The sequence below is a fragment of the Actinomadura sp. NPDC000929 genome, assembly GCF_040492065.1.
Classification (GTDB): Bacteria; Actinomycetota; Actinomycetes; order Streptosporangiales; family Streptosporangiaceae; genus Spirillospora; species Spirillospora verrucosospora.
In genome coordinates this window covers 1-22,245 of the sequence record NZ_JBEUPA010000116.1, presented here as the reverse complement: position 1 = coordinate 22,245, position 22,245 = coordinate 1, and the positions used below count along the sequence as shown (strand labels likewise).

21 protein-coding genes are annotated in these 22,245 nt (G+C 71.8%); 8 read left to right on the top strand and 13 right to left on the bottom strand.

Annotated elements, in window-relative coordinates:
• Positions 1-43: 43 nt before the first annotated feature.
• A complete protein-coding gene (locus ABWI04_RS30885) occupies positions 44-1,051 on the top strand; it encodes a LacI family DNA-binding transcriptional regulator (RefSeq protein ID WP_345177581.1) in 1,008 nt (335 codons plus the stop codon).
• 106 nt (positions 1,052-1,157) lie between these two features.
• The gene (locus ABWI04_RS30880; protein WP_353834640.1) at positions 1,158-4,145 is read left to right on the top strand and encodes a glycoside hydrolase family 3 C-terminal domain-containing protein; all 2,988 of its coding nucleotides are present in this window, start codon (positions 1,158-1,160) and stop codon (positions 4,143-4,145) included.
• Positions 4,146-4,172: 27 nt separating this feature from the next.
• On the opposite strand, the gene ABWI04_RS30875 is transcribed toward ABWI04_RS30880, so the two are convergent.
• Positions 4,173-5,003, bottom strand: a complete 831-nt coding sequence (locus ABWI04_RS30875; RefSeq protein WP_353834639.1) for a helix-turn-helix transcriptional regulator — start codon at positions 5,001-5,003, stop codon at positions 4,173-4,175.
• 104 nt (positions 5,004-5,107) lie between these two features.
• On the opposite strand from ABWI04_RS30875, the gene ABWI04_RS30870 reads away from it, so the two are divergent.
• The gene (locus ABWI04_RS30870) at positions 5,108-5,833 is read left to right on the top strand and encodes an SDR family NAD(P)-dependent oxidoreductase (protein ID WP_353834638.1); all 726 of its coding nucleotides are present in this window, start codon (positions 5,108-5,110) and stop codon (positions 5,831-5,833) included.
• Here ABWI04_RS30870 and ABWI04_RS30865 read toward each other — a convergent pair.
• Positions 5,821-6,300, bottom strand: coding sequence for a nuclear transport factor 2 family protein (locus ABWI04_RS30865; protein WP_345177574.1), 480 nt, complete (start codon positions 6,298-6,300; stop codon positions 5,821-5,823). The genes ABWI04_RS30870 and ABWI04_RS30865 overlap by 13 nt on opposite strands.
• Before the next feature lie 281 nt (positions 6,301-6,581).
• Here ABWI04_RS30865 and ABWI04_RS30860 point away from each other — a divergent pair, with 281 nt between their 5' ends.
• Positions 6,582-6,974, top strand: coding sequence for an SSI family serine proteinase inhibitor (locus ABWI04_RS30860; protein WP_353834637.1), 393 nt, complete (start codon positions 6,582-6,584; stop codon positions 6,972-6,974).
• Positions 6,975-7,044: 70 nt separating this feature from the next.
• Entirely contained in the window at positions 7,045-7,368 is a 324-nt protein-coding gene (locus ABWI04_RS30855) for a hypothetical protein (RefSeq protein ID WP_353834636.1), read from the top strand.
• Between the two features lie 18 nt (positions 7,369-7,386).
• On the opposite strand, the gene ABWI04_RS30850 is transcribed toward ABWI04_RS30855, so the two are convergent.
• The 11 genes from ABWI04_RS30850 to ABWI04_RS30800 all read right to left on the bottom strand — a co-directional run bounded on the left by ABWI04_RS30850 (position 7,387) and on the right by ABWI04_RS30800 (position 19,745).
• Positions 7,387-7,869: a nucleoside deaminase gene (locus ABWI04_RS30850; RefSeq protein WP_345177568.1), complete on the bottom strand. Its 483-nt coding sequence runs from the start codon at positions 7,867-7,869 to the stop codon at positions 7,387-7,389.
• 56 nt (positions 7,870-7,925) lie between these two features.
• A complete protein-coding gene (locus ABWI04_RS30845; protein ID WP_345177565.1) occupies positions 7,926-8,936 on the bottom strand; it encodes a LacI family DNA-binding transcriptional regulator in 1,011 nt (336 codons plus the stop codon).
• Positions 8,937-8,967: 31 nt separating this feature from the next.
• Entirely contained in the window at positions 8,968-10,392 is a 1,425-nt protein-coding gene (locus ABWI04_RS30840; protein WP_353834635.1) for a GH1 family beta-glucosidase, read from the bottom strand.
• Positions 10,389-11,291, bottom strand: coding sequence for a carbohydrate ABC transporter permease (locus ABWI04_RS30835; protein ID WP_345177558.1), 903 nt, complete (start codon positions 11,289-11,291; stop codon positions 10,389-10,391). Before ABWI04_RS30835 ends, ABWI04_RS30840 begins: the two co-directional genes overlap by 4 nt.
• A complete protein-coding gene (locus ABWI04_RS30830) occupies positions 11,288-12,277 on the bottom strand; it encodes a carbohydrate ABC transporter permease (protein WP_378188956.1) in 990 nt (329 codons plus the stop codon). Before ABWI04_RS30830 ends, ABWI04_RS30835 begins: the two co-directional genes overlap by 4 nt.
• A gap of 108 nt (positions 12,278-12,385) precedes the next feature.
• Positions 12,386-13,684 carry an ABC transporter substrate-binding protein gene (locus tag ABWI04_RS30825; RefSeq protein ID WP_345177556.1) on the bottom strand — a complete coding sequence of 433 codons (1,299 nt, stop codon included), beginning with the start codon at positions 13,682-13,684 and terminating at the stop codon, positions 12,386-12,388.
• A gap of 177 nt (positions 13,685-13,861) precedes the next feature.
• Positions 13,862-14,908, bottom strand: coding sequence for a LacI family DNA-binding transcriptional regulator (locus tag ABWI04_RS30820; protein WP_345177553.1), 1,047 nt, complete (start codon positions 14,906-14,908; stop codon positions 13,862-13,864).
• 10 nt (positions 14,909-14,918) lie between these two features.
• A complete protein-coding gene (locus ABWI04_RS30815; protein WP_353834634.1) occupies positions 14,919-16,565 on the bottom strand; it encodes a glycoside hydrolase family 13 protein in 1,647 nt (548 codons plus the stop codon).
• 32 nt (positions 16,566-16,597) lie between these two features.
• Entirely contained in the window at positions 16,598-17,428 is an 831-nt protein-coding gene (locus ABWI04_RS30810) for a carbohydrate ABC transporter permease (RefSeq protein WP_353834633.1), read from the bottom strand.
• Positions 17,425-18,450, bottom strand: coding sequence for a carbohydrate ABC transporter permease (locus ABWI04_RS30805; protein ID WP_345177544.1), 1,026 nt, complete (start codon positions 18,448-18,450; stop codon positions 17,425-17,427). The genes ABWI04_RS30810 and ABWI04_RS30805 overlap by 4 nt, the downstream gene beginning before the upstream one ends.
• On the bottom strand, positions 18,447-19,745 hold the full coding sequence (locus ABWI04_RS30800) for an ABC transporter substrate-binding protein (RefSeq protein WP_353834632.1): 1,299 nt from the start codon (positions 19,743-19,745) through the stop codon (positions 18,447-18,449). The genes ABWI04_RS30805 and ABWI04_RS30800 overlap by 4 nt, the downstream gene beginning before the upstream one ends.
• A gap of 209 nt (positions 19,746-19,954) precedes the next feature.
• Here ABWI04_RS30800 and ABWI04_RS30795 point away from each other — a divergent pair, with 209 nt between their 5' ends.
• From ABWI04_RS30795 to ribA, 3 genes are all read left to right on the top strand, one after another.
• Entirely contained in the window at positions 19,955-20,656 is a 702-nt protein-coding gene (locus tag ABWI04_RS30795) for a nucleotidyltransferase domain-containing protein (protein WP_345177540.1), read from the top strand.
• Positions 20,653-21,399, top strand: a complete 747-nt coding sequence (locus tag ABWI04_RS30790) for a nucleotidyltransferase domain-containing protein (protein ID WP_353834631.1) — start codon at positions 20,653-20,655, stop codon at positions 21,397-21,399. The genes ABWI04_RS30795 and ABWI04_RS30790 overlap by 4 nt, the downstream gene beginning before the upstream one ends.
• 113 nt (positions 21,400-21,512) lie before the next feature.
• A complete protein-coding gene (gene ribA, locus ABWI04_RS30785; protein ID WP_345177536.1) occupies positions 21,513-22,160 on the top strand; it encodes a GTP cyclohydrolase II in 648 nt (215 codons plus the stop codon).
• Positions 22,161-22,245 lie beyond the last annotated feature (85 nt).

Sequence of the window (22,245 nt, the reverse complement as noted above, 5' to 3'; positions counted from 1 at the left end):
ATCATTCGCACTCTGAACCGCTTCGAGCACGACGGGACGGTCCGTGGTCAAGATCACTGACGTGGCGCGGCACGCGGGGGTGTCGCCGAGCACGGTCTCCTACGTGCTGAGCGGGAAGCGCTCGATCTCCGAGGAGACCCGGCGGCGCGTCCGGGAGAGCATCCGCGAGCTCGGCTACCGGCCGCACGCGGGCGCCCGCGCGCTCGCCAGCAGCCGCTCCAACGTGCTGGCGCTGATGATCCCGCTGCGCTCCGGCATCGCCGTGCCCGTGGTCATGCAGTTCGCCGTCTCCGTCGTCACCGCCGCGCGCCGCCACGACCACGACGTCCTGCTGCTCACCCAGGAGGAGGGCGAGGACGGCCTGCGGCGCGTCGCCGACAGCGCCCTGGTCGACGCGCTGATCGTCATGGACGTGCAGATGAGGGACCCGCGGCTGCCGCTGCTGCGCTCCCTGGACCGGCCGAGCGTGCTCATCGGCTTCCCCGCCGACGCGGGCGACCTCACCTGCATCGACCTCGACTTCCACGCGGCCGGGGCGGTCTGCGTCGAGCACCTCGCCGGGCTCGGCCACCGGGAGATCGCGCTGATCGGCTCGCCGCCGGAGGTGTACGCCCGGCAGACCGGCTACGCCCAGCGGGTCGCCGACGGGTTCGCCGCCGCGGTCGGCGAGCACGGGCTGACCGGGGAGGTCCACCCGTGCGAGGCGACCGCGGACGCGGCCCGCGCGCTCGTCGCCCGGCTGCTCGCCGAGCGCCCCGGTCTCACCGGCGTCCTCGTCCACAACGAGCCGGTCGTCGGCCCCGTGGTGCGGGCGCTGCGCGCGGCCGGCCGGCGCGTCCCCGAGGACGTGTCCGTCGTCGCGCTGTGCCCGGACGAGATGGCCGAGCACGCCGAGCCGCCCCTGACGTCGGTGGCGATCCCCGCCGAGGAGGTCGGCGGGCGCGCCGTGGAACTGCTGATGTCCAAGCTCGACGGCGTGCCCGTGCCCGCCGCGACCCTGCTCCCGCCCACCCTGACCCCGCGGGCCAGCAGCGCGCCCGCGCCCCGCTGAAAGGCCGAATCCCGCCACCTTGCCGAAGGAGGAGAGGGGCCGTCGCCCGGCCCGCTATCGAAGCGCTTCGACACACCGCTCGGGGGATCTTCCAGAAGGAGAACCGTTGCCCAGATTCCGTCGCGATCCCCGTTCCCCCGGCCGGCGCAACCGGTCGCTGACCCTCGTCCTCGCCGCCGCGCTGGCGGCCCCCCTCGCGTGGACGGCGCCCGCCGCCGCCCGCGAGTCCTACCCGTTCCGCGACCCGGGACTGCCCGTCCAGGCCCGCGTGGACGACCTGGTCGGGCGGCTGACGCTCGACGAGAAGATCTCGCTGCTGCACCAGTACCAGCCCGCGATCCCGCGGCTCGGCATCCGCCGGTTCAAGACCGGCACCGAGGCGCTGCACGGGGTCGCGTGGTCCACCGACGTCCACGACGGCGGCGCCGTCGTGACCGCCAAGGGGACCGTGTTCCCGCAGTCGGTCGGGCTCGGCGCGACCTGGGACCCGGCCCTGATGAAGCGGATCGGCTCGGCCGTCGGCGACGAGGCCCGCGGGTACAACAGCGAGAACCCCGACGTCTGGGGCCTGCAGCTGTGGGCGCCGGTCGTGAACCTGCTCCGCGACCCCCGCTGGGGGCGCAACGAGGAGGGCTACTCCGAGGACCCGCTGCTCACCGGCCTGCTCGCCACCGCCTACGGCCGCGGCATGCAGGGCGACGACCCCGAGCGCCTCAAGGCGGCGCCGGTCCTCAAGCACTACATGGCCAACAACAACGAGGTCCGCCGCGACCAGACGTCCTCCAGCCTGCCGCCGCGGGTGCGCCGGGAGTACGACGAGGTCCCGTTCCAGATGCCGCTCGCCCGCGACGCCGCGACCGGGATCATGACGTCCTACAACCTCGTCAACGGCCGTCCCGCCACGGTCACCCCCGACGCCGGCGGGCTCGTCCGCTCCTGGTCGGACCGGACGCTGTTCAACGTCACCGACGCGGGCGCCCCCAACAACCTCGTCGGCTCCCAGAAGTACCACCCCGACCTGGCCACCGGCGACGCGGCGATCCTCAAGGCGGGCGTGGACAGCTTCACCACCGACGACACGAACTCGGCCATCACCGTGAACGCGGTCAAGCAGGCGCTGTCACGCGGGCTGCTCGCCGAGTCCGACATCGACCGCGCGGCGGGGCACATCCTGAGCGTCCGGGTGCGGCTCGGCGAGTTCGACCCGGGCGGCGGCCCCTACGCCAAGATCACCAAGGACGCGGTGGACAGCCCCGCGCACCGGGCGCTGGCCCGCACCGCCGCCGCGGAGCAGATGGTGCTGCTGAAGAACCAGCGCGGCACGCTGCCGCTCTCGCGGCAGAAGGTCGCGGTCGTGGGGCCCCTGTCGAACACCCTCTACACCGACTGGTACTCCGGCTCGCTGCCCTACGAGGTCACGCCGCTGGACGGCATCAGGAAGCGCGCCGGCGCGGTGGCCTCCAGCGAGGGCGTCGACCGCATCGCCCTCAAGGACGTGAAGACCGGCAAGTACATCGCCGGGGGAACCGGCTCCGGCGCGGTCCTGAGGACCGGGCCCGCCTCGTCCTCCGACGCCACGACGCAGTTCGACGTGTTCGACTGGGGCCAGGGCATCGTGACCTTGCGCAGCGCCGCCAACGGCAAGACGGTCGGCCGCCACAACTGGGGCGACACCTTCGCCAATGACCAGGACCAGCCGAACGGCTGGTTCGTCCAGCAGATGTTCGCGCTGGAGAAGCAGGACGGCGGCGACTACCTGCTCCGCTACGCCGGCTACGAGAAGGCCTACGACTGGGCCGACCCGGCGAAGACCTATGTGAGGGCCCAGGACGACGGAACGCTCGCCCTCACCACGAAGGCCGAGGCGTCCCGCTTCTCCAAGGACGTCGTCAGCAGCGGCGTGGACTCGGCGGTCAAGGCCGTGACGGGCGCCGGAGCCGCCGTCGTCGTGGTCGGCAGCATGCCGTTCATCAACGGCCGCGAGGACCACGACCGCACCACGATGGCGCTCGCCGAAGGGCAGTCCGAGCTCGTCAAGGCCGTCCGCAGGGCGAACCCGAACACGGTCGTCGTGGTGGAGAACAGCTATCCGACGACGCTCGACTGGGAGCAGGAGAACGTCCCCGCGATCCTGTGGACGAGCCACGCCGGAGCCGAGACGGGCAACGCCCTGGCGTCCCTCCTGTTCGGCGACGAGAGCCCCTCGGGCAAGCTCCCGCAGACCTGGTACCGCTCCGGCGCGGACCTGCCCGACATCCTCGACTACGACATCATCAAGTCCGACCGGACGTACCAGTACTTCAAGGGCAAGCCGCTCTACCCGTTCGGCCACGGCCTGTCCTACACCACGTTCCGGTACGGCGAGCCGCGGCTCAGCGCCCGCTCCATCGGACGCGACGGCACGGTGACCGTCACCGTCCCGGTCACCAACACCGGTGAGAAGGCCGGGGACGAGGTCGTCCAGATCTACACGCACCAGCGGAAGTCGCGGGTGAAGCAGCCGGTGAAGAGGCTGCGCGCCTTCGCCAAGGTCCACGTGGCCCCGGGGCGGACGGTGACGGCGAGACTCCGGCTGAACGCGTCCGACCTCGCCGTCTGGGACGTGACCCGCGGCAGGTGGGCGGTCGAGAAGTCGGAGCACGACCTGCTCATCGGCTCCTCGTCCACCGACATCCGGCGGCGGGCGGTCCTCGACGTGCGCGGCGAGACGATCCCCGCCCGCGACCTCGCCGAGCCGACCCGGGCCGCCGACTTCGACGACCAGAACGGCATCAGCCTGGTCGACGAGACGAAGGCGTCCGGGGACGCGGTGGCCGGCGCGTCCGGCTCGTGGCTGAAGTTCGCGGACGCCGCCCTCGGTTCGTCCGCGGGCCGCGTCACCGCCCGCGTGGCGGGAACCTCCGCGACCACCGTCGAGGTCCGCCTCGACCGTCCGGACGGCCCCCGCGCCGGAACCCTCACCGTCCCGTCCACCGCCGACGCCTACACCTACAAGGAGATCACCGCACCCCTGGCCGGAGCCCGCGGAAACCGCGACGTCTACCTGGTCTTCAAGGGCGAGACCCGCCTGAGCACCTTCTCCCTGACCCCCTGACCCACTCCTGGCGCGAGGGGCGCGACCTCACAGGTTCGCGCCCCTCAGCGCCCGGAGGGCGTCGGAGGTGGGGGACCCGGGGGCGGCGGTGTAGAAGACGGTCCACTGGTCGCGGGCCGGGTCGTGCAGAGCCTCGCACTGGAGGTCGAGCAGGCCCGCCACCGGGTGCCGGATGAGCTTGCGCGTCGAGCGCCGGAGCCGGACGTCGCCCTCGGCCCACAGCGCCCGGAACTCGGGACTGGCGGCCAGCAGCCGTTCGACGAGCGAGCGCACCCCGGGGTCGCGCGGGTACCGGCCGGCCACCGCGCGCAGATCGGCCACGGCCTCGCGGGCGAACCGGCGGGCGTCGCCGGGATCGAGGCGGTCACGGGCCTGCGGGCGGGCGAAGAAGCGCCAGACGACGTTGCGCTCGTCTTCCGGAACAGCGGAGAAGTCGCCGAACAGGGCGGCGGCCATGGGGTTCCAGGCGAGGACGTCGTACTTGGCGTCGCAGACGAGCGCGGGGGTGTCGGCGAGCCGTTCGAGCAGGTGCAGCAGGCCCGGCCGCACCTCGCGCACCGGCGCCGGAGGCGGCGCGGGCACCTCGCCGGCCAGGTAGTGGAGATGGGACCGCTCGTCGTCGGTCAGCCGCAGCGCCCGCCCGAGCGCGGCGAGCATCTGCCGCGACGGCCGCGGCCCCCGGCCCTGTTCGAGGCGGACGTAGTAGTCCACCGACATCCCGGCGAGATTCGCGACCTCCTGGCGGCGAAGGCCGGGCGTGCGGCGGCGTCCCCGCTCCAGCCCGACCTCGGACGGCTGCATCCGCGCCCGTCGCCGCCGCAGGAAGGCGGCCAGTTCCGCCCGGTCCCCGTGCTGCATGGCTCCAGTGTGACCGCCCGGCCGCGCGGCCACCATGGGACCGCCGGTACCAGCCTCGGCGGTGCTCTCCCGCCCGCGGCGGCGGGAGGCCAGGGTTGCGTCCCATGACGACCAAACTGATCGTTCTCATCACGGGCGCCAACAAGGGCATCGGCTTCGCGACCGCCGGCGCGATGGCGCGGGACGGGCACACGGTGCTGCTGGGCGCGAGGGACGAGGGCCGCGGGACGGCCGCCGCCGCGAGCCTGGCCGAGCAGGGGCTCGACGTCCGGTACGTCCGGCTGGACGTGACGGATCCGGCGACGATCGCGGCGGCCGCGGAACTGGTCGACGCCGAGTACGGCCGTCTCGACGTCCTGGTGAACAACGCCGTCACCACCCGGGACGGGTCCCGCCCGCCGGCCGAGATTCCCGTCGACGACCTGCGCGAGGTCTACGAGACCAACGTGTTCGGCGTCGTCGCCGTCACCAACGCCATGCTGCCGCTGCTGCACAGGTCGCCGTCCGGCTACGTCGGGAACGTCTCCAGCGGGCTCGGGACCTTCGCCTTCCTGAGCGATCCGGACGAAGGGTTCGCCCGGTACGCGACGCTCCTGGGCTACAACTCGTCCAAGGCGGCGCTCAACGCCGTCACGCTCATCTACGCCCACACCCTCCGGGATTCCGGGATCCGGGTCAACGCGCTTTCGCCCGGCTTCTGTGCCACCGACCTCAACGGCCACACGGGCGTGCTGAGCGCGGAGGAGGGCGGAGCCCACATAGCCAGGCAGCTCGCGGAGGAGACGACGGGCGTCTTCCTCAACGAGAACGGCGGCACCTATCCCTGGTGAGGTGGCGAAGTGCGGGACGGGAGGTTCCCGGGGCGGCGGAGGTGGTGGGTCAGGTCGCCGGCCAGGTCGAGGGTGATGCGGCGTGCGGTGAAGTGCCAGCGGCCGCCGGTGCGGGCGAAGGCGTCGTCGTAGGTGCCGCAGGCGATGGGCTGGAGAGGGAGGCCCGGGACGGCCTGGAGGACGGTGTAGTACGCCTTGGACGTCGCCGTGCCCGCCTCCTCGTCCACCTCGACGGCCAGGTTCGTGGTGACGTGCTTGGTGCCGAGGGTGCCGTCGGCGTGGACGATCACGGTCCGCTCGAACATCGCCGCGATCGCCTCGCCGCCGCTTAGGGTGCCGCCGCTGCCGGTGAACGAGGCGTCGGCGAACAGGTCGCGGATGCCCGCGAAGTCCGCGCCGTCAACGCACGCGGCGTAGCGGAAGACGAGGTTGGCGATGGCCTGGTGGCTGGGCTGGTCGGCGGGCATGGCCCGATCCTGGCCCACGGCCCGCGCGGCGCGGCGGGCGGAGTCCCGGTGGACGGGACGGCGCGAATAGCACACCCGGCGGGCAATTCACCAGTTATCGGCATTGCACATTCGGGCAGACGTGATTTAAGAATGAACGGGTGGCCGGTTGGGGACGTAGATCGGCCTTGTTCGAGGGAGTTTGTGGCACCTAATGTCTGGATGCGGCGGGACATCCACCACAATTCGATGCCCCGCCGGCCATTGCCGCAGATCGCGGTGGGCGATCCAGGGAGGAAGACATGCACATGTCGCGTGCCCGTTTCCGGTGGGCGGCCGTTCTGGCCGGAATGGCGATGACCGCCCCGGCCGTGCCGGCCCGGGCGGACGGCCCGGTCGGCGTCTACCTGCTCACGGTGATGCCGCAGAGCGGTCCCGTCGCCACGCGAACCCTGTGGTGCGACCCGGACGGAGGGACGCACGCCGCCGCGTCCCAGGCCTGTGACCAGCTCGAAGCCGTCGACGGCGAGGTCGGGCGCGTTCCGGCGCGGCCGACCGCCTGCACGCTGGAGCACGCGCCCGTCACGGTGATCGCGAACGGCGTCTGGCACGGATCCGGCCGGCATTTCGCGCGGACGTATGCGAACCGGTGCCTCGCCGTGCGCGCCACCGGTGGAATCCTTTTCAGCGAGTAACTCACGATCTGCGGGCCGCCGGAATGGGGAGCGGGGTGCTGTCCGGCGGCCCGCGCAAAAGGAGATGCCCATGCTCGCTCACACCGGGCCGGACGTGCTGGTCGCCTACGAACGTTCAGGAGGATTCGCTGGAATTCACCAGAAAGTGACGGTGAACATGGCGGGAACGGCGCTCGTCAATGACGAGAAGGTCGCGCTCGGCGCGGAGGAGATGCGCGGTCTGAAGGACGCGCTGAGCCGCGTCGTCACCACTGAGTCCTCGTCCGAGGGGTGCCAGGTGGCCGACCACTTCACCTACACGCTCACCTACCGCGGGCACCGGGCGACCCGGTGCTGGCTCCCCTCCGACTGGCGCGGCGCCGTCGACCGGCTGGAGGCGCTGACCGGGCGGTGAGCCCCGGAACCGCCGCCCTCAGGCGGAGGCGCGCGTGTGCAGCTCGCGCATCGTCGCTTCGAGGGCGGCGACCGGGCCGTCCACCGGGACGCCCGGCGCCACCTCCTGGACCGGGAGGGCGCTGACCGGCCCGGGCGCGGCGCCGAGCTCGGTGCGCAGGGCCACGAGCTGGCGGGACGACATGATGTAGACGATGCGGCCGAGGCCGACCCAGGCGTGCGCGGCCGAGCACATCGGGCAGTGCTCGCCGGAGGTGAACACGGTGGCGGTCGCGCGCTCGTCCGGCGCCATGTTGTTCGCCGCCCACCGCGCGACCTCGAACTCGGGGTGGCGGGTCTGGTCGCCGTCCGCGGTGCGGTTGCGGTCCTCGAACAGGACCTCGCCGGACGCCGACACGAGCACGGTCCCGAAGGGCTCGTCGGACGCCTCCAGCGCCTCCCGCGCGAGTTCCACGCAGCGGTCGAGGTGGACGCGCTCGGCGGCGGTCGGTTCGTAGGCCATGTCTGTGCTCCTTGCCCGGGACGACTCGAACGATCATAAGCGCGGAGCCGAGGTTCTCACGCGGAATCGCGTAGCACCAGGTGGGGGCGCAGAATGACGACCGGGTCGGCGACGGTTTCGCCGCGGATCCGGGAGACCAGCAGCCGGGCCATCTCCCGGCCCATCTCCTCCGGCGACTGGTGGACGGTGCTGAGCGGCGGGTCGGCCAGCGGGGCGGCGGCCGAGTCGTCGAAGCCGATCACCGCGACGTCGCCGGGGACGCTGCGCCCGCTGCGGTGCAGGACCCGCAGCGCGCCGAGCGCCATCGGGTCGTCGGCGGCGAACACCGCGTCCAGGGACGGCTCGGCGGCCAGCAGCCGCTCCGCCGCGGTGATGCCGCTGGCCTCGCCGAAGTCGCCGTACTCGACGTACTCGGGCAGCCCCGCCTCGGCGAGCGCCTCCCGGTAGCCGGCCAGCCGGTCGATGCCGACCCCCATGTCCTGGGGGCCGGCGATGGTCGCGATGCGCCGCCGGCCGCCCGCGATGAGGTGGCCGACGGCCTCGCGGGCGCCGCTGCGGTTGTCGACGTCGACGTAGCTGACCGGGTGCAGGCCGGGCGGGCGGCCGCCGAGGACGGTCGGCACCCCGTTGGCCTCCAGCTTCGCGGGCAGCGGGTCCTCGGCGTGCAGGGAGGTGAGGAGCACCCCGTCCACGTGCTGGGTGGTGAGGTAGTCCTCCAGCCGGCCGTACTCGGCGGGGGAGCGGGCGAGGGCGAGCAGGAGCTGCAGGCCGGTGTCGGCGAGGCCGTTGCTGATCCCGCGGATGATCCCGGCGAAGTACGGCTCGCCGAACAGCCGCTGGTCGGACTCGGCGACGACCAGGGCCACGGTGTCGGTGCGGCGGGTGACGAGGGTGCGGGCCGCGCGGTTCGGCACGTACCCGAGCTCCTCGATCGCCTTCAGCACCGCCTCGCGGGCCTGCGGGCTGACCCGCGGCGAGCCGTTGACCACCCGGGACACCGTGCCGCGGCCCACGCCGGCCCGCGCCGCGACCTCCTCCAGGGTCGGGCGCGTGCTCCTGCCCGTCATCTGGCCCCCTTCGTCCGTGCCGTCGCCCGGGTCAGCCCCGCTCGGGCAGCCCGCCCCGCCGGATCACTCCGGCGTACCACCGTGCGCTCTCCTTGGGCACCCGGCGCTGCGTGGCGTAATCGACGTGGACCAGCCCGAAACGCTTGGAGTAGCCCCAAGCCCATTCGAAATTATCCAGCAGCGACCATGTGAAATAGCCCCGCAGCGGCACCCCTTCGGAGATGGCGTCGTGGCACGCCCGCAGGTGCGCGTCGAGGTAGGCGATGCGGCCCGCGTCTTGGACCGTGCCATCCTCGGTGGGGACCTCGTCGTAGCCGGCGCCGTTCTCGGTGATGTAGAGCGGGACGGACGGGTACTCGCGGTGCAGCCGGGTCAGCACCTCGTGCAGGCCGCGCTCGTCGATCTCCCAGCCCATCCCGGTGACCGGGCGCCCGGCCGGCACGAACCGGACGTGGCCGCTGCCGGGCCAGGGGGAGTTCGTCGCGAACGGCGACGACGCGGTCTGCGCCGCCTCGCCGGGCGTCCCCGCGACGGTGTGCCGCGAGTAGTAGTTGATGCCCAGCTGGTCGAGCGGCTGGTTGATGACCGCCAGGTCCGCGTCGGGCGGGGTGAACCCGTAGCGGGACGTGTCGGCGAGGACGTCCTCGGGGTAGCGGCCGAGCAGCAGCGGGTCGAGGAACAGCCGGTTCTGCAGCCCGTCGATCCGGCGCGCCGCGTCGACGTCGGCCGGGTCGCCGGTCGCCGGCGACACCGCGTAGAGGTTGACGGCGGCGCCGAAGCGGTTGCCGGGGCGGCGGGCCCGCATCGCCTCGACGGCCAGGCCGTGGCCGAGCATCAGGTGGTGCGCGGCCAGCAGCGACGCCGACGGGTCGACGCGTCCGGGCGCGTGGTCGCCGGAGGCGTAGCCGAGGAACGCCGCGCACCACGGCTCGTTCACCGTCATCCACTGCGCGACGCGGTCGCCGAGCGCCGCGTGCACGTGGTCGGCGTACTCGGCGAACCGGTGCGCGGTGTCCCGGTCGGGCCAGCCGCCCTTGTCCTCCAGCGGCTGCGGGAGGTCCCAGTGGTAGAGCGTCGGCCACGGCTCGATGCCGGCCTCCAGCAGGGCGTCCACGAGCCGCCGGTAGAAGTCGAGGCCCTCGGTGTTGAAGGGCCCGGCCCCGGACGGCTGCACCCGCGGCCAGGAGATCGAGAACCGGTACGCGGTGAGCCCGAGGTCGGACATGAGGGCCACGTCCTCGGGGAACCGGTGGTAGTGGTCCACCGCGACGTCGCCGGTCTCGCCGCGCAGGACCTTGCCCGGCGTGCGGCAGAAGGTGTCCCAGATGGACGGTCCGCGCCCGCCCTCGCCCGCGGCGCCCTCGATCTGGTAGGCGGCGGTGGCCGCCCCCCAGCGGAAGCCGGTGGGGAAAGGTGCGGCGGGAGCCGCGCTGGTGTCGTCCTTGAGGGAGGTCACGCCTTCACTGCACCTTCCATGATCCCGCCGATGATCTGGCGGCCGAAAACGATGAACACCACGAGCAGCGGCAGGATCGCCACGCTGGTCCCGGCGAACATGAGCGTGTAGTCCTTGAAGTAGGCGTTCGCGAGGTTGTTGATGGACAGCTGGACCGTCGGGTTGTCCGGGCTCAGCACCGCCAGCGGCCACATGAACTCGTTCCAGGTCTGCATGAACGTGAACAGCCCGAGGACGCCCGCGGCGGGGCGCAGCGCGGGGAGCACGACCCGCCAGTAGATGCCGAACGTGGTGCACCCGTCGACGCGGGCCGCCTCGATCAGCTCGTCCGGGACGGCCTGGTCGGCGTACTGCCGCATCATGAACACCCCGAACCCGGTGACCAGGAACGGGACGATGACCGCCTGCAGGTGGTTCTGCCAGCCCAGCTTCACCATGATCATGTAGAGCGGGATGATGCCCATCTGCACCGGGATCATCATTGTGGCGATGATGGTGAGCAGCAGCCCGTTCTTGCCGCGGAAGCGCAGCTTGGCGAACGCGAACCCGGCCAGCGAGGCGAAGAACACCGTGGAGACCGTCACCGCCGCGGAGGCGATCGCGGAGTTCAGCAGGCCCTTGGCGAAGTAGGCCTCCGGGTTGTCGAACAGCCGGCCGACGTTGTCGCCGCCGTGGCCGCCCGGCAGCAGCGGGGGCGGGACGTCGGCGACCACGCTGTTCGTGCGGGTCGCCACGATGATCATCCAGTAGATCGGGAAGATCGACAGGGCCAGCGCCACGACCAGCGTGAGATAGGTGAGCGGACTGGCGTTCCACAGGCCGCGGTAGCGGCCGGGATGCGCGGCGGCGCGCCGGCCGCCGGGGTTCCGGCCACCGGGGCCGGCGAGGAGCGTGGTCACTTGGTGCCTCCCGTGCGGCGCACGGCCAGGAAGTTGATCAGGGAGAACACGATGATCATTACGAACAGCGCCCAGGCGACCGTCGCGCCGTAGCCGTAGCGGTCATGGCCGAACGCGTTGTCGTACATGTACATCGTGATCGTCTGGAACTGGTGCATCGGGCCGCCGTCCATCTTGTTCGGCGTGCCGACGCTGAACAGCACGGGCTCGGTGAACAGCTGGAGCCCGCCGATCGTCGAGATGATCACCGTGAAGATGATGGTGGGGCGCAGCATCGGCACCGTGATCTGCCAGAACTGCCGGAGCCGGGACGCGCCGTCGATCGCCGCGGCCTCGTAGAGGTCCTTCGGGATCGCCTGCATGGCGGCCAGGTAGATGAGCGCGTTGTAGCCGGTCCAGCGCCAGTCCACCATCATCGCGATGGCCGCCCAGGACCAGCCGCGGCTGCTCGACCAGTGGATCGGGTCGATGCCGACCAGCCCGATCGCCCAGTTGACCATGCCCCAGTCCTTGTCGAACATCTGGGTGAACACGATCGCGACGGCGGCGGTCGAGGTGACCAGCGGGGCGACCATCCCGATCCGGAACAGCGTCGGCAGCCGCATCCGCCGGTTCAGGGTGTTGGCGATCAGCAGGGCGATCAGCAGCTGCGGGACGGTCGAGAGGGCGAAGATCCCGAGGGTGTTGACCGTGGCGTGCCAGAAGTCGGCGTCGCTCAGCAGGTAGTCGTAGTTGTCGAGCCCGACGAACTTGCGGGTCCCCGACGCCAGCTCCCAGTCGTGCAGGGAGACCCAGAGCGTGTAGACGAGCGGGAACGCGCCGAAGATCAGGAAGACGAGGTAGAACGGCGAGATGAAGGCATAGGGGGCGCCCTTCACGTCGAGCCGGGCCAGCCGTGCGCGCCAGGTGCGGCCCGGTTCCGGCCGCGCCGCCGCGGGCGAGGCCGCCGGCGGGCCGTTCCGGCTGGGGCGCAGATCGGTGGTCACGTCGTGCGCCTCCTTTCCGAGGACGGGACGAAGCGGGGGAGGGGAACGGCGGCGGCGCCGGCGGGGAGGTACGGCCCGGCGCCGCCGCCGTGGTCGGGGGACCGCCGGCTACCTGGCGGCCTTCTTCGCCTCGTCGACGGACTTGGTCCAGGCCTGGTCGGGCTTCTGCCGGCCCTGGCCCACGGAGATCAGGACGTTCTCCACCGCGGCGCGCACGTCCTCGTTCTTCGGCCCGAGGTGCACCGGCTTCACCGCGGCCACCAGCTGCCCGAAGATCTGCCCGATCGGGGCGTCGTTGAAGTACGCGCTCTTGGCGCCCGCGACCGCCGGGTCCTGCGCGGCCTGCGGCGAGGACGGGAAGACGTTCGCGGCCTTGAACGCGCCGACCTGGCCCTCGGGGGAGGTCAGGAACTCGGCGAGCTCGGCGGCGGCCTTGGCGTGCTTGGTCTGCTTGGGCACCGCGAGCCACGAGCCGCCCCAGTAGCCGGAGCCGCCGGGCGTGGTGGCCACGTCCCACTTGCCCTTACCCGACTTGCCGGAGAACTCCTCGATGCCGCCGAGCATCCAGGACGGGCACGGCAGGGTCGCGAAGGTGTCGCGCTTGAGAGCGGTCTGCCACGGCGGCGTGAAGATCGACATGTCGGCGGTGAGCTTGCTCTGCTCGAACTTCAGTGACGTGTCGAACGCCTGCCGGACCGCCGGGTTGCTGTCGAAGACGAGGTTCTCGCTCTTGTCGAAGAAGCTGTAGCCCGGGCCGGTGCCGGCGTTCTGCAGGACGGTGGCGCGGAACACGGCGGTGGGGCCGTCCAGCCACTTGCTGCCGGGCACCTTCTCCTGGAACTTCTGCCCCGTGGACAGGAACGCGTCCCACGTCGGCCAGAGCTTGCCGACCTCGGCGCGGTCGGTGGGCAGGCCCGCCTTCTTGAACAGGTCCGTGCGGTAGCACATGGCGAGGGGGCCGACGTCGGTGCCGAGGCCGATGAGCTGCTTGCCGTCGGGGGTGACGCCCGCCTGCCACTTCCACGGCAGGAAGTTCTTCTCCAGGTCCTTGCCGCCGTAGTCGAACAGGTTGAGGAACTTGGCCTTCTGCTGCATGTAGAGCGGCAGGATGCCCTCCTCCAGCATCACGACGTCGCCCGCGCCGCTGCCGGTCGCCATCCACTGCTGGATGCGCGGCTTGTACTCGTCCAGGGTGGAGACCTTGCGTTGCTTGATCTTCACGTTGGGGTGGGACTGCTCGTACTGCTTGTAGAGCGCGTCGTAGCCCGGCTCGCCGAAGACGTCGACGGTCAGCTCGACCGGCCCGCTGTCGGAGCCTCCCTTGTCGTCGTCGCCGTCGCCGCCGCACGCGACGGCGAGGCCGCCGACGAGTACCGCCGCCATCGCCGTACTCAGTCCGCGCCGCATGATGGCCCTCATGGCGGACCCCTCTCAGGTTGTGGTGGTGCATCGGTGTGGGAGCGCTCCCACGGATGAAAGACCGTGACCCGGCTCACTGTCAATGTGCCGAAACATAACCGTTACAAGAACCTGGCTCCCGCGGCAGCCGGGTCAGGCCTGGTCCGACACCCCGTCAGGTCCGGGTCAGCCCTCCTTGACGGGGGTCAGCCGGGCCGCCGCCGGGGCAGGGGCCGTGGACCGCCGGACGACGAGTTCGGGCCGGTAGAGCAGCTCGGTGCGGGGCGCTCGGGTGCCCCGGATCTCGTCCAGGACGGTGCTCACCGCGGCCATCGACATCTCCCGCACCGACTGCCGGACCGTGGTCAGCGGGGGGTCGAGGTAGGCGGTGAGCGGCGAGTCGTCCATGCCCGTCACCGACACGTCCTCGGGGACCTGGAGGCCGCGCGACCGGGCGGCCCGGATCGCGCCGAGCGCCATGATGTCGTTGCCGCCGCAGATCGCCGTGCAGCCCGCGTCGAGCAGCTTCGCGGCCGCCGCCTGCCCGCCCTCGACCGTGTACATGGTGTTGACGACCAGCTCGTCCACCTCGTCCGGGGCGAGCCCGGTGTGCGCGGCCATCCCGCGCCGGAACCCCTCGGTCTTGCGCCGCGTCGGCACGTACACGTCCTGGCCGATCGCGAGGCCGATCCGGCGGTGGCCCATTGCGGCCAGGTGCGCGACGACCGCCTCCATCGACGCCACGTCGTCGTTGGAGACGTACGGCGCGTCGATGTCGGGGCGGTAGCCGTTGACCAGGACGATCGGCAGGGCCTGTTCGAGCAGCCGCGCGTAGCGGGCGCGGTCGGAGTTGGCGTTGGCGTGCAGGCCGTTGACGAAGATGATCCCGGCGACGCCGCGCTCCAGCAGCATCTCGATGTAGTCGTCCTCGGCGACGCCGCCCGGCGTCTGCGAGCACAGCACGGCCATGTACCCGTGCCGGGCCAGCGCGCTCTCGATGACCTCGGCGAACGCCGGGAAGATCGGGTTGGTCAGCTCGGGGATGATCAGCCCGATCAGCCCGGCCCGCTGCTGGCGCAGCCGGGCCGGGCGCTCGTATCCGAGCACGTCCAGAGCGGTCAGCACCGCCTGGCGCGTGGTCGGGGACACGCCCGGCTTGCCGTTGAGCACGCGGCTCACCGTCGCCTCGCTCACCCCGGCGTGTGCCGCGATGTCCGCCAGGCGCGTCGTCATAGGTTTCAAGTCATCCCTCCTCGACGTCCCACCACAGTGCGGTGTCCGGGGGCAGGTCGACGTCTCCGCCGTCCGCGAGGCCGTCGGTGCGGACCGGCCCGCTCGCCAGGAGCGGGGTCCCCCGCACATGGACGCGCGCGGTCGCGCCGCCCATGTTGACCGCGCACGCGAGCCGCCCGTTCCCGCCCCCGGCCGCACGCACGAAGACCAGTGTGCCGGGTGAGCTGGCATTCCAGTACAAATCCCCGTCACCGAGTGCCGGATGCCCGCGGCGGATCCGCAGCGCCTCGCGGTAGAGCGCGAGCATCGAGCCGGGGTCGCCGTCCTGCGCGGCGACGGTCAGGTCGCGCCACGCGGTGGGGATCGGGAGCCAGGACGCGCCGCCCGCGCCGAAGCCGAACGGGGGCTCCTCGCCCTCCCACGGCATCGGGACGCGGCAGCCGTCGCGGCCGGCGCCCTCGGCGCGCAGCCGCTGCGGGTCCCGCTGGAACTCCTCCGGCAGGTCCAGGACCTCCGGCAGGCCGAGCTCCTCGCCCTGGTAGACGTAGGCCGAGCCGGGCAGCGCGAGCGTCAGGAGCGCGGCCGCGCGGGCGCGCCGCAGGCCGGTCTCGCCGTCGCCGTACCGCGTGACGTGGCGTTTCACGTCGTGGTTGGACAGCACCCAGGTCGCGGGCGCGCCGACCGCCCCGGCCGCGCGCAGCGACTCCTCGATCACCGCCCGCATCCCGCCGGCCTCCCACGGCGCGGTCAGGTAGTGGAAGTTGAACGCCTGGTGCAGCTCGTCGGGACGGGTGTAGTCGGCGAGCCGCTGCGGCGTGGGCGCCCACGCCTCGGCGACGGCGATCCGCTCCCCGCCGTAGGAGTCGAGCAGGCGGCGCCACGCGCGGTGGATGTCGTGGACGGAGTCCTGGTCGAAGTAGGGCAGGACGGCCGTGCCGAGCATCTCCGTCTGGTTCGGGTGGCCCACGTCGGGCAGGCCCGGCGCCTTGGCCATGCCGTGCGCGACGTCCACGCGGAAGCCGTCCACGCCGAGGTCGAGCCAGAACCTCAGGACGTCGGCGAACTCGGCGTGGACCTCGGGGTTCTCCCAGTTGAGGTCGGGCTGCTCGGACGCGAACAGGTGCAGGTACCACTGGCCGTCCGGCACCCGCGTCCAGGCGGGGCCGCCGAACACCGACTCCCAGTCGTTGGGGGGTTCGGCGCCGTCCGGTCCCCTCCCGTCCCGGAAGACGTAGCGGTCGCGCTCGGCGGACCCGGGGACAGCGGCGAGCGCGGCCCGGAACCAGGCGTGCCGGTCGGAGGTGTGGTTCGGCACGACGTCCACGATGATCCGCAGCCCGTGCGCGTGCGCGTCCGCGATGAGGCCGCGCGCGTCGGCGAGGGTGCCGAACAGCGGGTCGACGTCGCGGTAGTCCGCCACGTCGTAGCCGAAGTCGGCCATCGGCGAGACGTAGAACGGGGTCAGCCACAGCGCGTCCACGCCGAGGCCGGCCAGGTAGGGCAGCCGGGACCGGATGCCCGGCAGGTCGCCGACACCGTCGCCGTCGGAGTCGGCGAAGCTGCGCACGTACACCTGGTAGATGACGGCGTCGCGCCACCAGCCTCCGCCTTCGGCGCGGTCGCCGGCGGTGTGGACGAGCAGGGTGTCCTGGGTCATGAACATCCTTTTTTGTCGGGAGCTGTCGGGTGCTACTTGACGCCGCCGGCGGTGAGGCCGGCGACGATCCGGCGCTGGAAGACCAGCACCACGGCGATGAGCGGGACGGTCACGATCACCCCGGCCGCCATCTGGGTGCCGAACGGCTGGTCGAACCCGGAGACGCCGGTGAACTTGGAGATCGCGACGGTCGCGGTCTGCATCTCCTTCTTGTTGACCACGGACAGCGCGATGAGGAACTCGTTCCACGCGGCGATGAAGGTCAGGATCGCCGTGGTGAACACCCCGGGCGCCGCCAGCGGCACGATGATCTTGCGGAAGGCCTGGCCGCGGGTGCAGCCGTCCACCATCGCCGCCTGCTCCAGCTCGAACGGCAGCTGCCGGAAGAACGCGGTGAGCAGCCACACCGACAGCGGCAGCGCGAACCCGAGGCTGGGCAGCACCATCGCCTGGTAGGTGTTGATCCACTTGATGTCGGTGAAGAGCTTCAGCAGCGGGACCAGCTGCGAGATTCCCGGGAACATCGTCGTCGCGACGATCAGTCCGAGCACCGCGTTCTTGAACCGGAAGTCCAGCCGGGCCAGCGCGTACGCGGTGAACGTGCCGACCAGCAGGGTGAGCACGGTGGTGGCGCCCGCCACGATGACGCTGTTCAGCAGGGCGCGGCCGAAGCCGTTGTCGCCGGAGAACACCGCGGAGAAGTTCTCCCACGACCACCGCGCCGGGACCGGCGAGTTGTCGAACTGGTCCTGCGGCCGGCGGAACGCCGAGACCGCCATCCAGTAGAACGGCGCGAGGCAGTACACCGCCACGGCGGCGAACCCGAGGGAGGACAGCGTCCGCTTCACCACTGAGCCGGTCATGCCGCCGCCCTCCTTCCGCCGCGCGGCGTCCGGACGGCGCGCGGGCGCCTGGTCCGCCGGGCCTCGCCGATGATGTCGGCGCCGAGCAGCTTCACGAACAGGTAGGCGATGAGCGCGATGTACAGGAACAGGACGGTCGCGTATGCCGCCGCCGACCCGTACCTCAGGTTGGACGCCTCGAACCAGGCGATCATCGTCAGCGTCTCCACGGACTTCTGGTTGACGCCGATCAGCACGGCGGGCAGGTCGAACATCCGCAGCACGTCCAGCATCCGGAACAGCACGGCGACCAGCAGCGCGGGCTTGACCAGCGGCAGCGTGATGCGGAAGAACTGCTGGACCGGGCCGGCGCCGTCCACCCGGGCGGCCTCGTAGACGTCCCGGGGGATCATCTGCAGCCCGGCGAGGACGAGCAGGCCGATGAACGGGGAGGTCTTCCACACCTCGGCGATGACGACGGCCGCCTTGGCGGGGAAGCCGTCGGCGGTCCACAGGATCTCCTGGCGCAGCACCGCGTTCGCGGCGCCGTCGGCCTGGAAGATCCACCGCCACAGCAGCCCGGAGATCGCGGTCGGGATCGCCCAGGGGACGAGGATGCTCGCGCGCACCAGCGCCCGCCCGCGGAACGCCTGCTGCATGATCAGCGCCATCGCGACGCCGATCACCGTCTCCAGCACGACCGTGGTGAGGGTGAAGAACGTGGTGTTGGAGAAGGCGTTCCAGAAGGCGTCGGCGCGGTCGCCCTGGAAGATCGCGGTGTAGTTGTCGAGGCCGACGAAGCGGTCGCCCTCGACGACGAACCCGTCGGCGTCCAGTCCCTCGCCGCGCGCGTACAGCGACTCGCGGAAGCCGGCGAGGACCGGGTAGCCGATCACGAGGGCGAGCACGAGCAGGGTGGGCGACAGCAGCAGCGCCGCGAGCCGCCGCGTGCCCTGCACGTCGGACTTCGCGCGTCCGCGGGGCGCGCCCGCCGCGGCGGTGCCGGCGGCGGGCGCGCTCTCGGCGGTGGTCGTCCCGCTCACTGCGCGGTCAGCGGCTGGAGCTTGCCCTGCAGGTCCGTCAGGGCCTGGTCGGCGGGCTTCTTCCCGGTCACCGCGTCGTACATCTCACCCTGGATCGCGGCGGTGACGTCGCCGTACTTGACGGCGACCGGACGGGGCCTGGCGTTGGCGATGGCCTGCTTGAGGACGGGCAGGTACGGGAACTTCTTCACCATCTCGGGGTCGTCGTACAGCGCCGCGACGGTGGGCGCCTGCGAGGTCGCGAGGAGGTTGGCGCGCTGGGCCTGCTCGCCGGTGAGGTAGCGGATGAAGTCGAGCGAGGTCGCCTTGTTCTTGGCGAACGCGGAGATCGCGAGGTTGTGGCCGCCGAGGTTGGCGACGCCGGGGCCGGTCGGGCCGGGCAGCGGCGCGACCGCGAACCTGCCCGCCACCTTCGACGAGCCGTCGTCCGAGTTCGCCAGCCCGTACTGGTACGGCCACTGCCGCTGGAAGATCAGCTTGCCGGACTGGAAGTAGCGGCGGCCGCCCTCGGTGTCGAGGGTGACGGCCTCCTTCGGCATGTGGTCCTTCTTGGCGCCGACGAGGAACTCGACGCCCTGCTTGGCCTGCGGGGTGTTCAGCGAGGGCTTGCCGTCGGGGCCGATGATGGAGCCGCCGGCGCTCTCGATCGCCTCGACGGCGCTGATCGTCATGCTCTCGGTCTTGTTGACCTCGGTGAAGAAACAGTCGGCGTCCTTCGCCTCGGGCAGCTTCTTGACCTTGGCGCAGTCGTCCCACATCTCGGTGTAGGTCTTCGGCGGGTCGGTGATGCCGGCCTTCTCCAGCAGGTCCTTGCGGAAGTAGAGCATCCCCGCGTCGGACGTGGACGGCACGGCGTACAGCTTGTCGCGGTACTGCCCGGTGGCGATGGTCGCGGGCAGCATCCTGGACAGGTCGATCTCGTCCTTGGGCAGCGGCGCGAGCCAGCGGTTGGCGGCGAACTCGGCCGTCCACACCACGTCGAGGTTCAGCACCGAGTAGGCGTCGGACCTGGTCGTGGCGTTCTGGATCATCTGCTGCCGCTGGTCGTTCGGCTCGTCCGGCAGTTCGATGATGCGGACCTGCTCCTTCGGGTGCTCGGTGTTCCAGCCGTCGAGCTGCTTCTGCAGGTAGCCCGAGCGGTCCTTGCCGGTCACGAAGGTGATCGGACCGCGGCCCTGCAGGCTCGCCGCGCCCGCGCCGCCCTTCGAGCCGCCGTCGTCGTCGCCGCAGGCGGAGAGCGACAGCGCGAGGGCGGCGCAGACGACCGTGCCGCCGATCAGGGGAGTGCGCCGCATGGTGTCCTCCTTCGCGGGACGTCCCGCGCCGGGCCGTCGTCCCGCAGGTCAAGAGTTGGGGGTGGCTGGTCCGGGACGTTAGCAACGCGTTTCAGCCGCGTAAATCACTTGCAGAAACTTTCAGCAAGTTCGTGGCCGATCTGTAACCGTTTTGCACAGACCGGACAATCCGGTCGACATGCCCGCGGGGCCTGCGCCAGGCTGCCCGCGTGACGAACCCCGACCCCTCCGGCGCGCTCGACCTCGTCCGCGACCACACGATCCTGTCGGTCGTGGTCGGGTCGCGCGCGTACGGACTGGCCACCGATGAGAGCGACGTCGACCGGCGCGGCGTCTACGCGGCCCCGGCGCCCCTGTTCTGGCGTTTCACCAAGCCGCCGACGCATCTGGACGGCCCGCTGCCCGAGCAGTTCTCCTGGGAGCTGGAGCGCTTCTGCGAGCTGGCGCTGGCCGCGAACCCGACCGTCCTCGAATGCCTGTGGTCGCCGCTGGTCGAGCGGGTCACGCCGGTCGGGGAGGAGCTGCTGGCCGTGCGGCCGGCGTTCCTGTCCCGGCATGCGCACCGCACGTTCCTCCGCTACGCCGAGGCCCAGTTCCGCAAGCTGGACGGCGACTTGCGCAACGGCGGAGCGCCGCGCTGGAAGCACGTCATGCACATGCTGCGGCTGCTGGAGAGCGGCCTGCGCCTCGTCCGGCACGGCGAGCCGCGGCTGGAGGTCGGCGGCCTGCGCGAGCGGCTCCTCGCCGTCCGCCGCGGCGAGGTCGGCTGGGACGAGATCGGCGCGTGGCGCGCCTCCGTCGGCGCCGCGATGGACGAGGCCCTGGACCGAAGCCCGCTGCCGCCCGAGCCCGACCGCGCCGCGGTCGAGGAACTGCTGGTCTCCGTTCGACGTAGGAGTGTGACCTGGTGAACCTCCCCGAGGGCATGGCCGACCGCCTCGCCGCCGACCACCCCTACCCCCGCGCGTTCCTCACCGTCAGCGGCGCGCACCTGTACGGGTTCCCGTCGCGGGACTCCGACGTCGACCTGCGCGGCGTCCACCTGCTGCCGCTGGAGGAGGTCGTCGGCCTGGAGACGGGGGAGGAGACCGTCACGCTGATGTGGGACCACGCCGGAGTGGAGGCCGACGCGGTCACCCACGAACTGGCCAAGTTCTGCACGCTGCTCATGCGGCGCAACGGCTACGTCCTGGAGCAGGTCATGTCGCCCCTGGTCGTGGCCACCTCTCCCGTGCACGCGGAGCTGAAGTCCCTCGTCCCCGGGCTGGTCACCTTCAACCACGCGCACCACTACCTGGGGTTCGCGCGGTCCCAGTGGAAGCTCTTCGAGCGCTCGCGGGAGCTCAAACCGCTCCTTTACACGTTCCGGGTGCTGCTGACAGGAGTCCACCTGATGCGGACCGGCGAGGTCGAGGCCGACCTGACCCGGCTCGCCGGAGACGGGCCGTCCTACCTGCCAGAGCTGATCGAGGCGAAGCGGGCCGCCGAGCACGCCGCGCTGCCGGACGACGCGCCGGACAAGGCCCGCCTGCAGGACGACGTCGCCGCTCTCACCGTCCTTCTGGAAGGCGAACGCGACCGCAGCGCCCTCCCCGAGGCACCCGCGAACCGCCGCGCCCTCCACGACTTGGTGGTCCGCGTCCGCCTGGGCTGAACCCTGAGGCGCCTCCCCTGCGTGCCATCGGTTGTACGGACCGTTTTGGGACACAACCACCTCGGGCGTTCGCGACGTACCAGGGGTGGTTGTGTAGCCAGGGAAGGGGAGCGATGGACGAGGGCATCGACCAGAAGGACATCGCGGAGGCGGACCTCAGAACCCGGCGCGGTGTGTTCCGCGCCGTCGCGTTCCGGGACCCGGTCGACGGGCACGAGCACATGGCGCTGGTGCGGGGCGAGGTGCGGGGGCGCGACGACGTGCTCGTCCGGATGCACTCCGAGTGCATGACGGGCGACATCTTCGGCGCGACGCGCTGCGAGTGCGGAGACCAACTGGGCGCCGCCCTGGACGCCATCGCCCGCGAGGGCGCCGGTGCACTGGTCTACCTGCGCGGCCACGAGGGCCGCGGGATCGGGCTGGTGGCGAAGGTCCGGACCCACATCCTGCAGGACGACCAGGGACTGGACACCGTCGACTCCGCCACAGCCATCGGGCTGCCGGTGGACGTGCGCGACTACGGCCCGGCCGCCCGGATCCTGCGGCACCTCGGCGTCCGGTCGGTGCGGCTGATGTCCAACAACCCGGTCAAGGTGAGCGCGCTGGAGTCCTACGGGGTCGCCGTCGCGGCGCGCGTCCCGCTGCTCGTCCCGGTCAGCGCCGACAACGTCCGCTACCTCACCGCCAAGCGCGACCGGCTCGGCCACGACCTCCCGCAGCTCGACGCCCCCGCCGGGGCGCTCGGCGAGGTGCGGCGATGACGCGGCCGACGGCGCTGCCGCGCCCGGCGCCGGCCGGGCTCCCTGCCCCGCGCCGTCCCCGCCTGACGAGGGGACCGGAGCTGGC

Coding starts and splice junctions, on each gene's coding strand:
- ABWI04_RS30875 (WP_353834639.1), bottom strand. CDS start 5,003: ATGCAGCACGGGGACCGGGCGGAACTGGCCGCCTTCCTGCGGCGGCGA.
- ABWI04_RS30855 (WP_353834636.1), top strand. CDS start 7,045: ATGCTCGCTCACACCGGGCCGGACGTGCTGGTCGCCTACGAACGTTCA.
- ABWI04_RS30800 (WP_353834632.1), bottom strand. CDS start 19,745: ATGCGGCGCACTCCCCTGATCGGCGGCACGGTCGTCTGCGCCGCCCTC.
- ribA (WP_345177536.1), top strand. CDS start 21,513: ATGGACGAGGGCATCGACCAGAAGGACATCGCGGAGGCGGACCTCAGA.
- ABWI04_RS30820 (WP_345177553.1), bottom strand. CDS start 14,908: ATGACGACGCGCCTGGCGGACATCGCGGCACACGCCGGGGTGAGCGAG.
- ABWI04_RS30815 (WP_353834634.1), bottom strand. CDS start 16,565: ATGACCCAGGACACCCTGCTCGTCCACACCGCCGGCGACCGCGCCGAA.
- ABWI04_RS30870 (WP_353834638.1), top strand. CDS start 5,108: ATGACGACCAAACTGATCGTTCTCATCACGGGCGCCAACAAGGGCATC.
- ABWI04_RS30845 (WP_345177565.1), bottom strand. CDS start 8,936: ATGACGGGCAGGAGCACGCGCCCGACCCTGGAGGAGGTCGCGGCGCGG.
- ABWI04_RS30865 (WP_345177574.1), bottom strand. CDS start 6,300: ATGCCCGCCGACCAGCCCAGCCACCAGGCCATCGCCAACCTCGTCTTC.
- ABWI04_RS30810 (WP_353834633.1), bottom strand. CDS start 17,428: ATGACCGGCTCAGTGGTGAAGCGGACGCTGTCCTCCCTCGGGTTCGCC.
- ABWI04_RS30850 (WP_345177568.1), bottom strand. CDS start 7,869: ATGGCCTACGAACCGACCGCCGCCGAGCGCGTCCACCTCGACCGCTGC.
- ABWI04_RS30825 (WP_345177556.1), bottom strand. CDS start 13,684: ATGCGGCGCGGACTGAGTACGGCGATGGCGGCGGTACTCGTCGGCGGC.
- ABWI04_RS30860 (WP_353834637.1), top strand. CDS start 6,582: ATGCACATGTCGCGTGCCCGTTTCCGGTGGGCGGCCGTTCTGGCCGGA.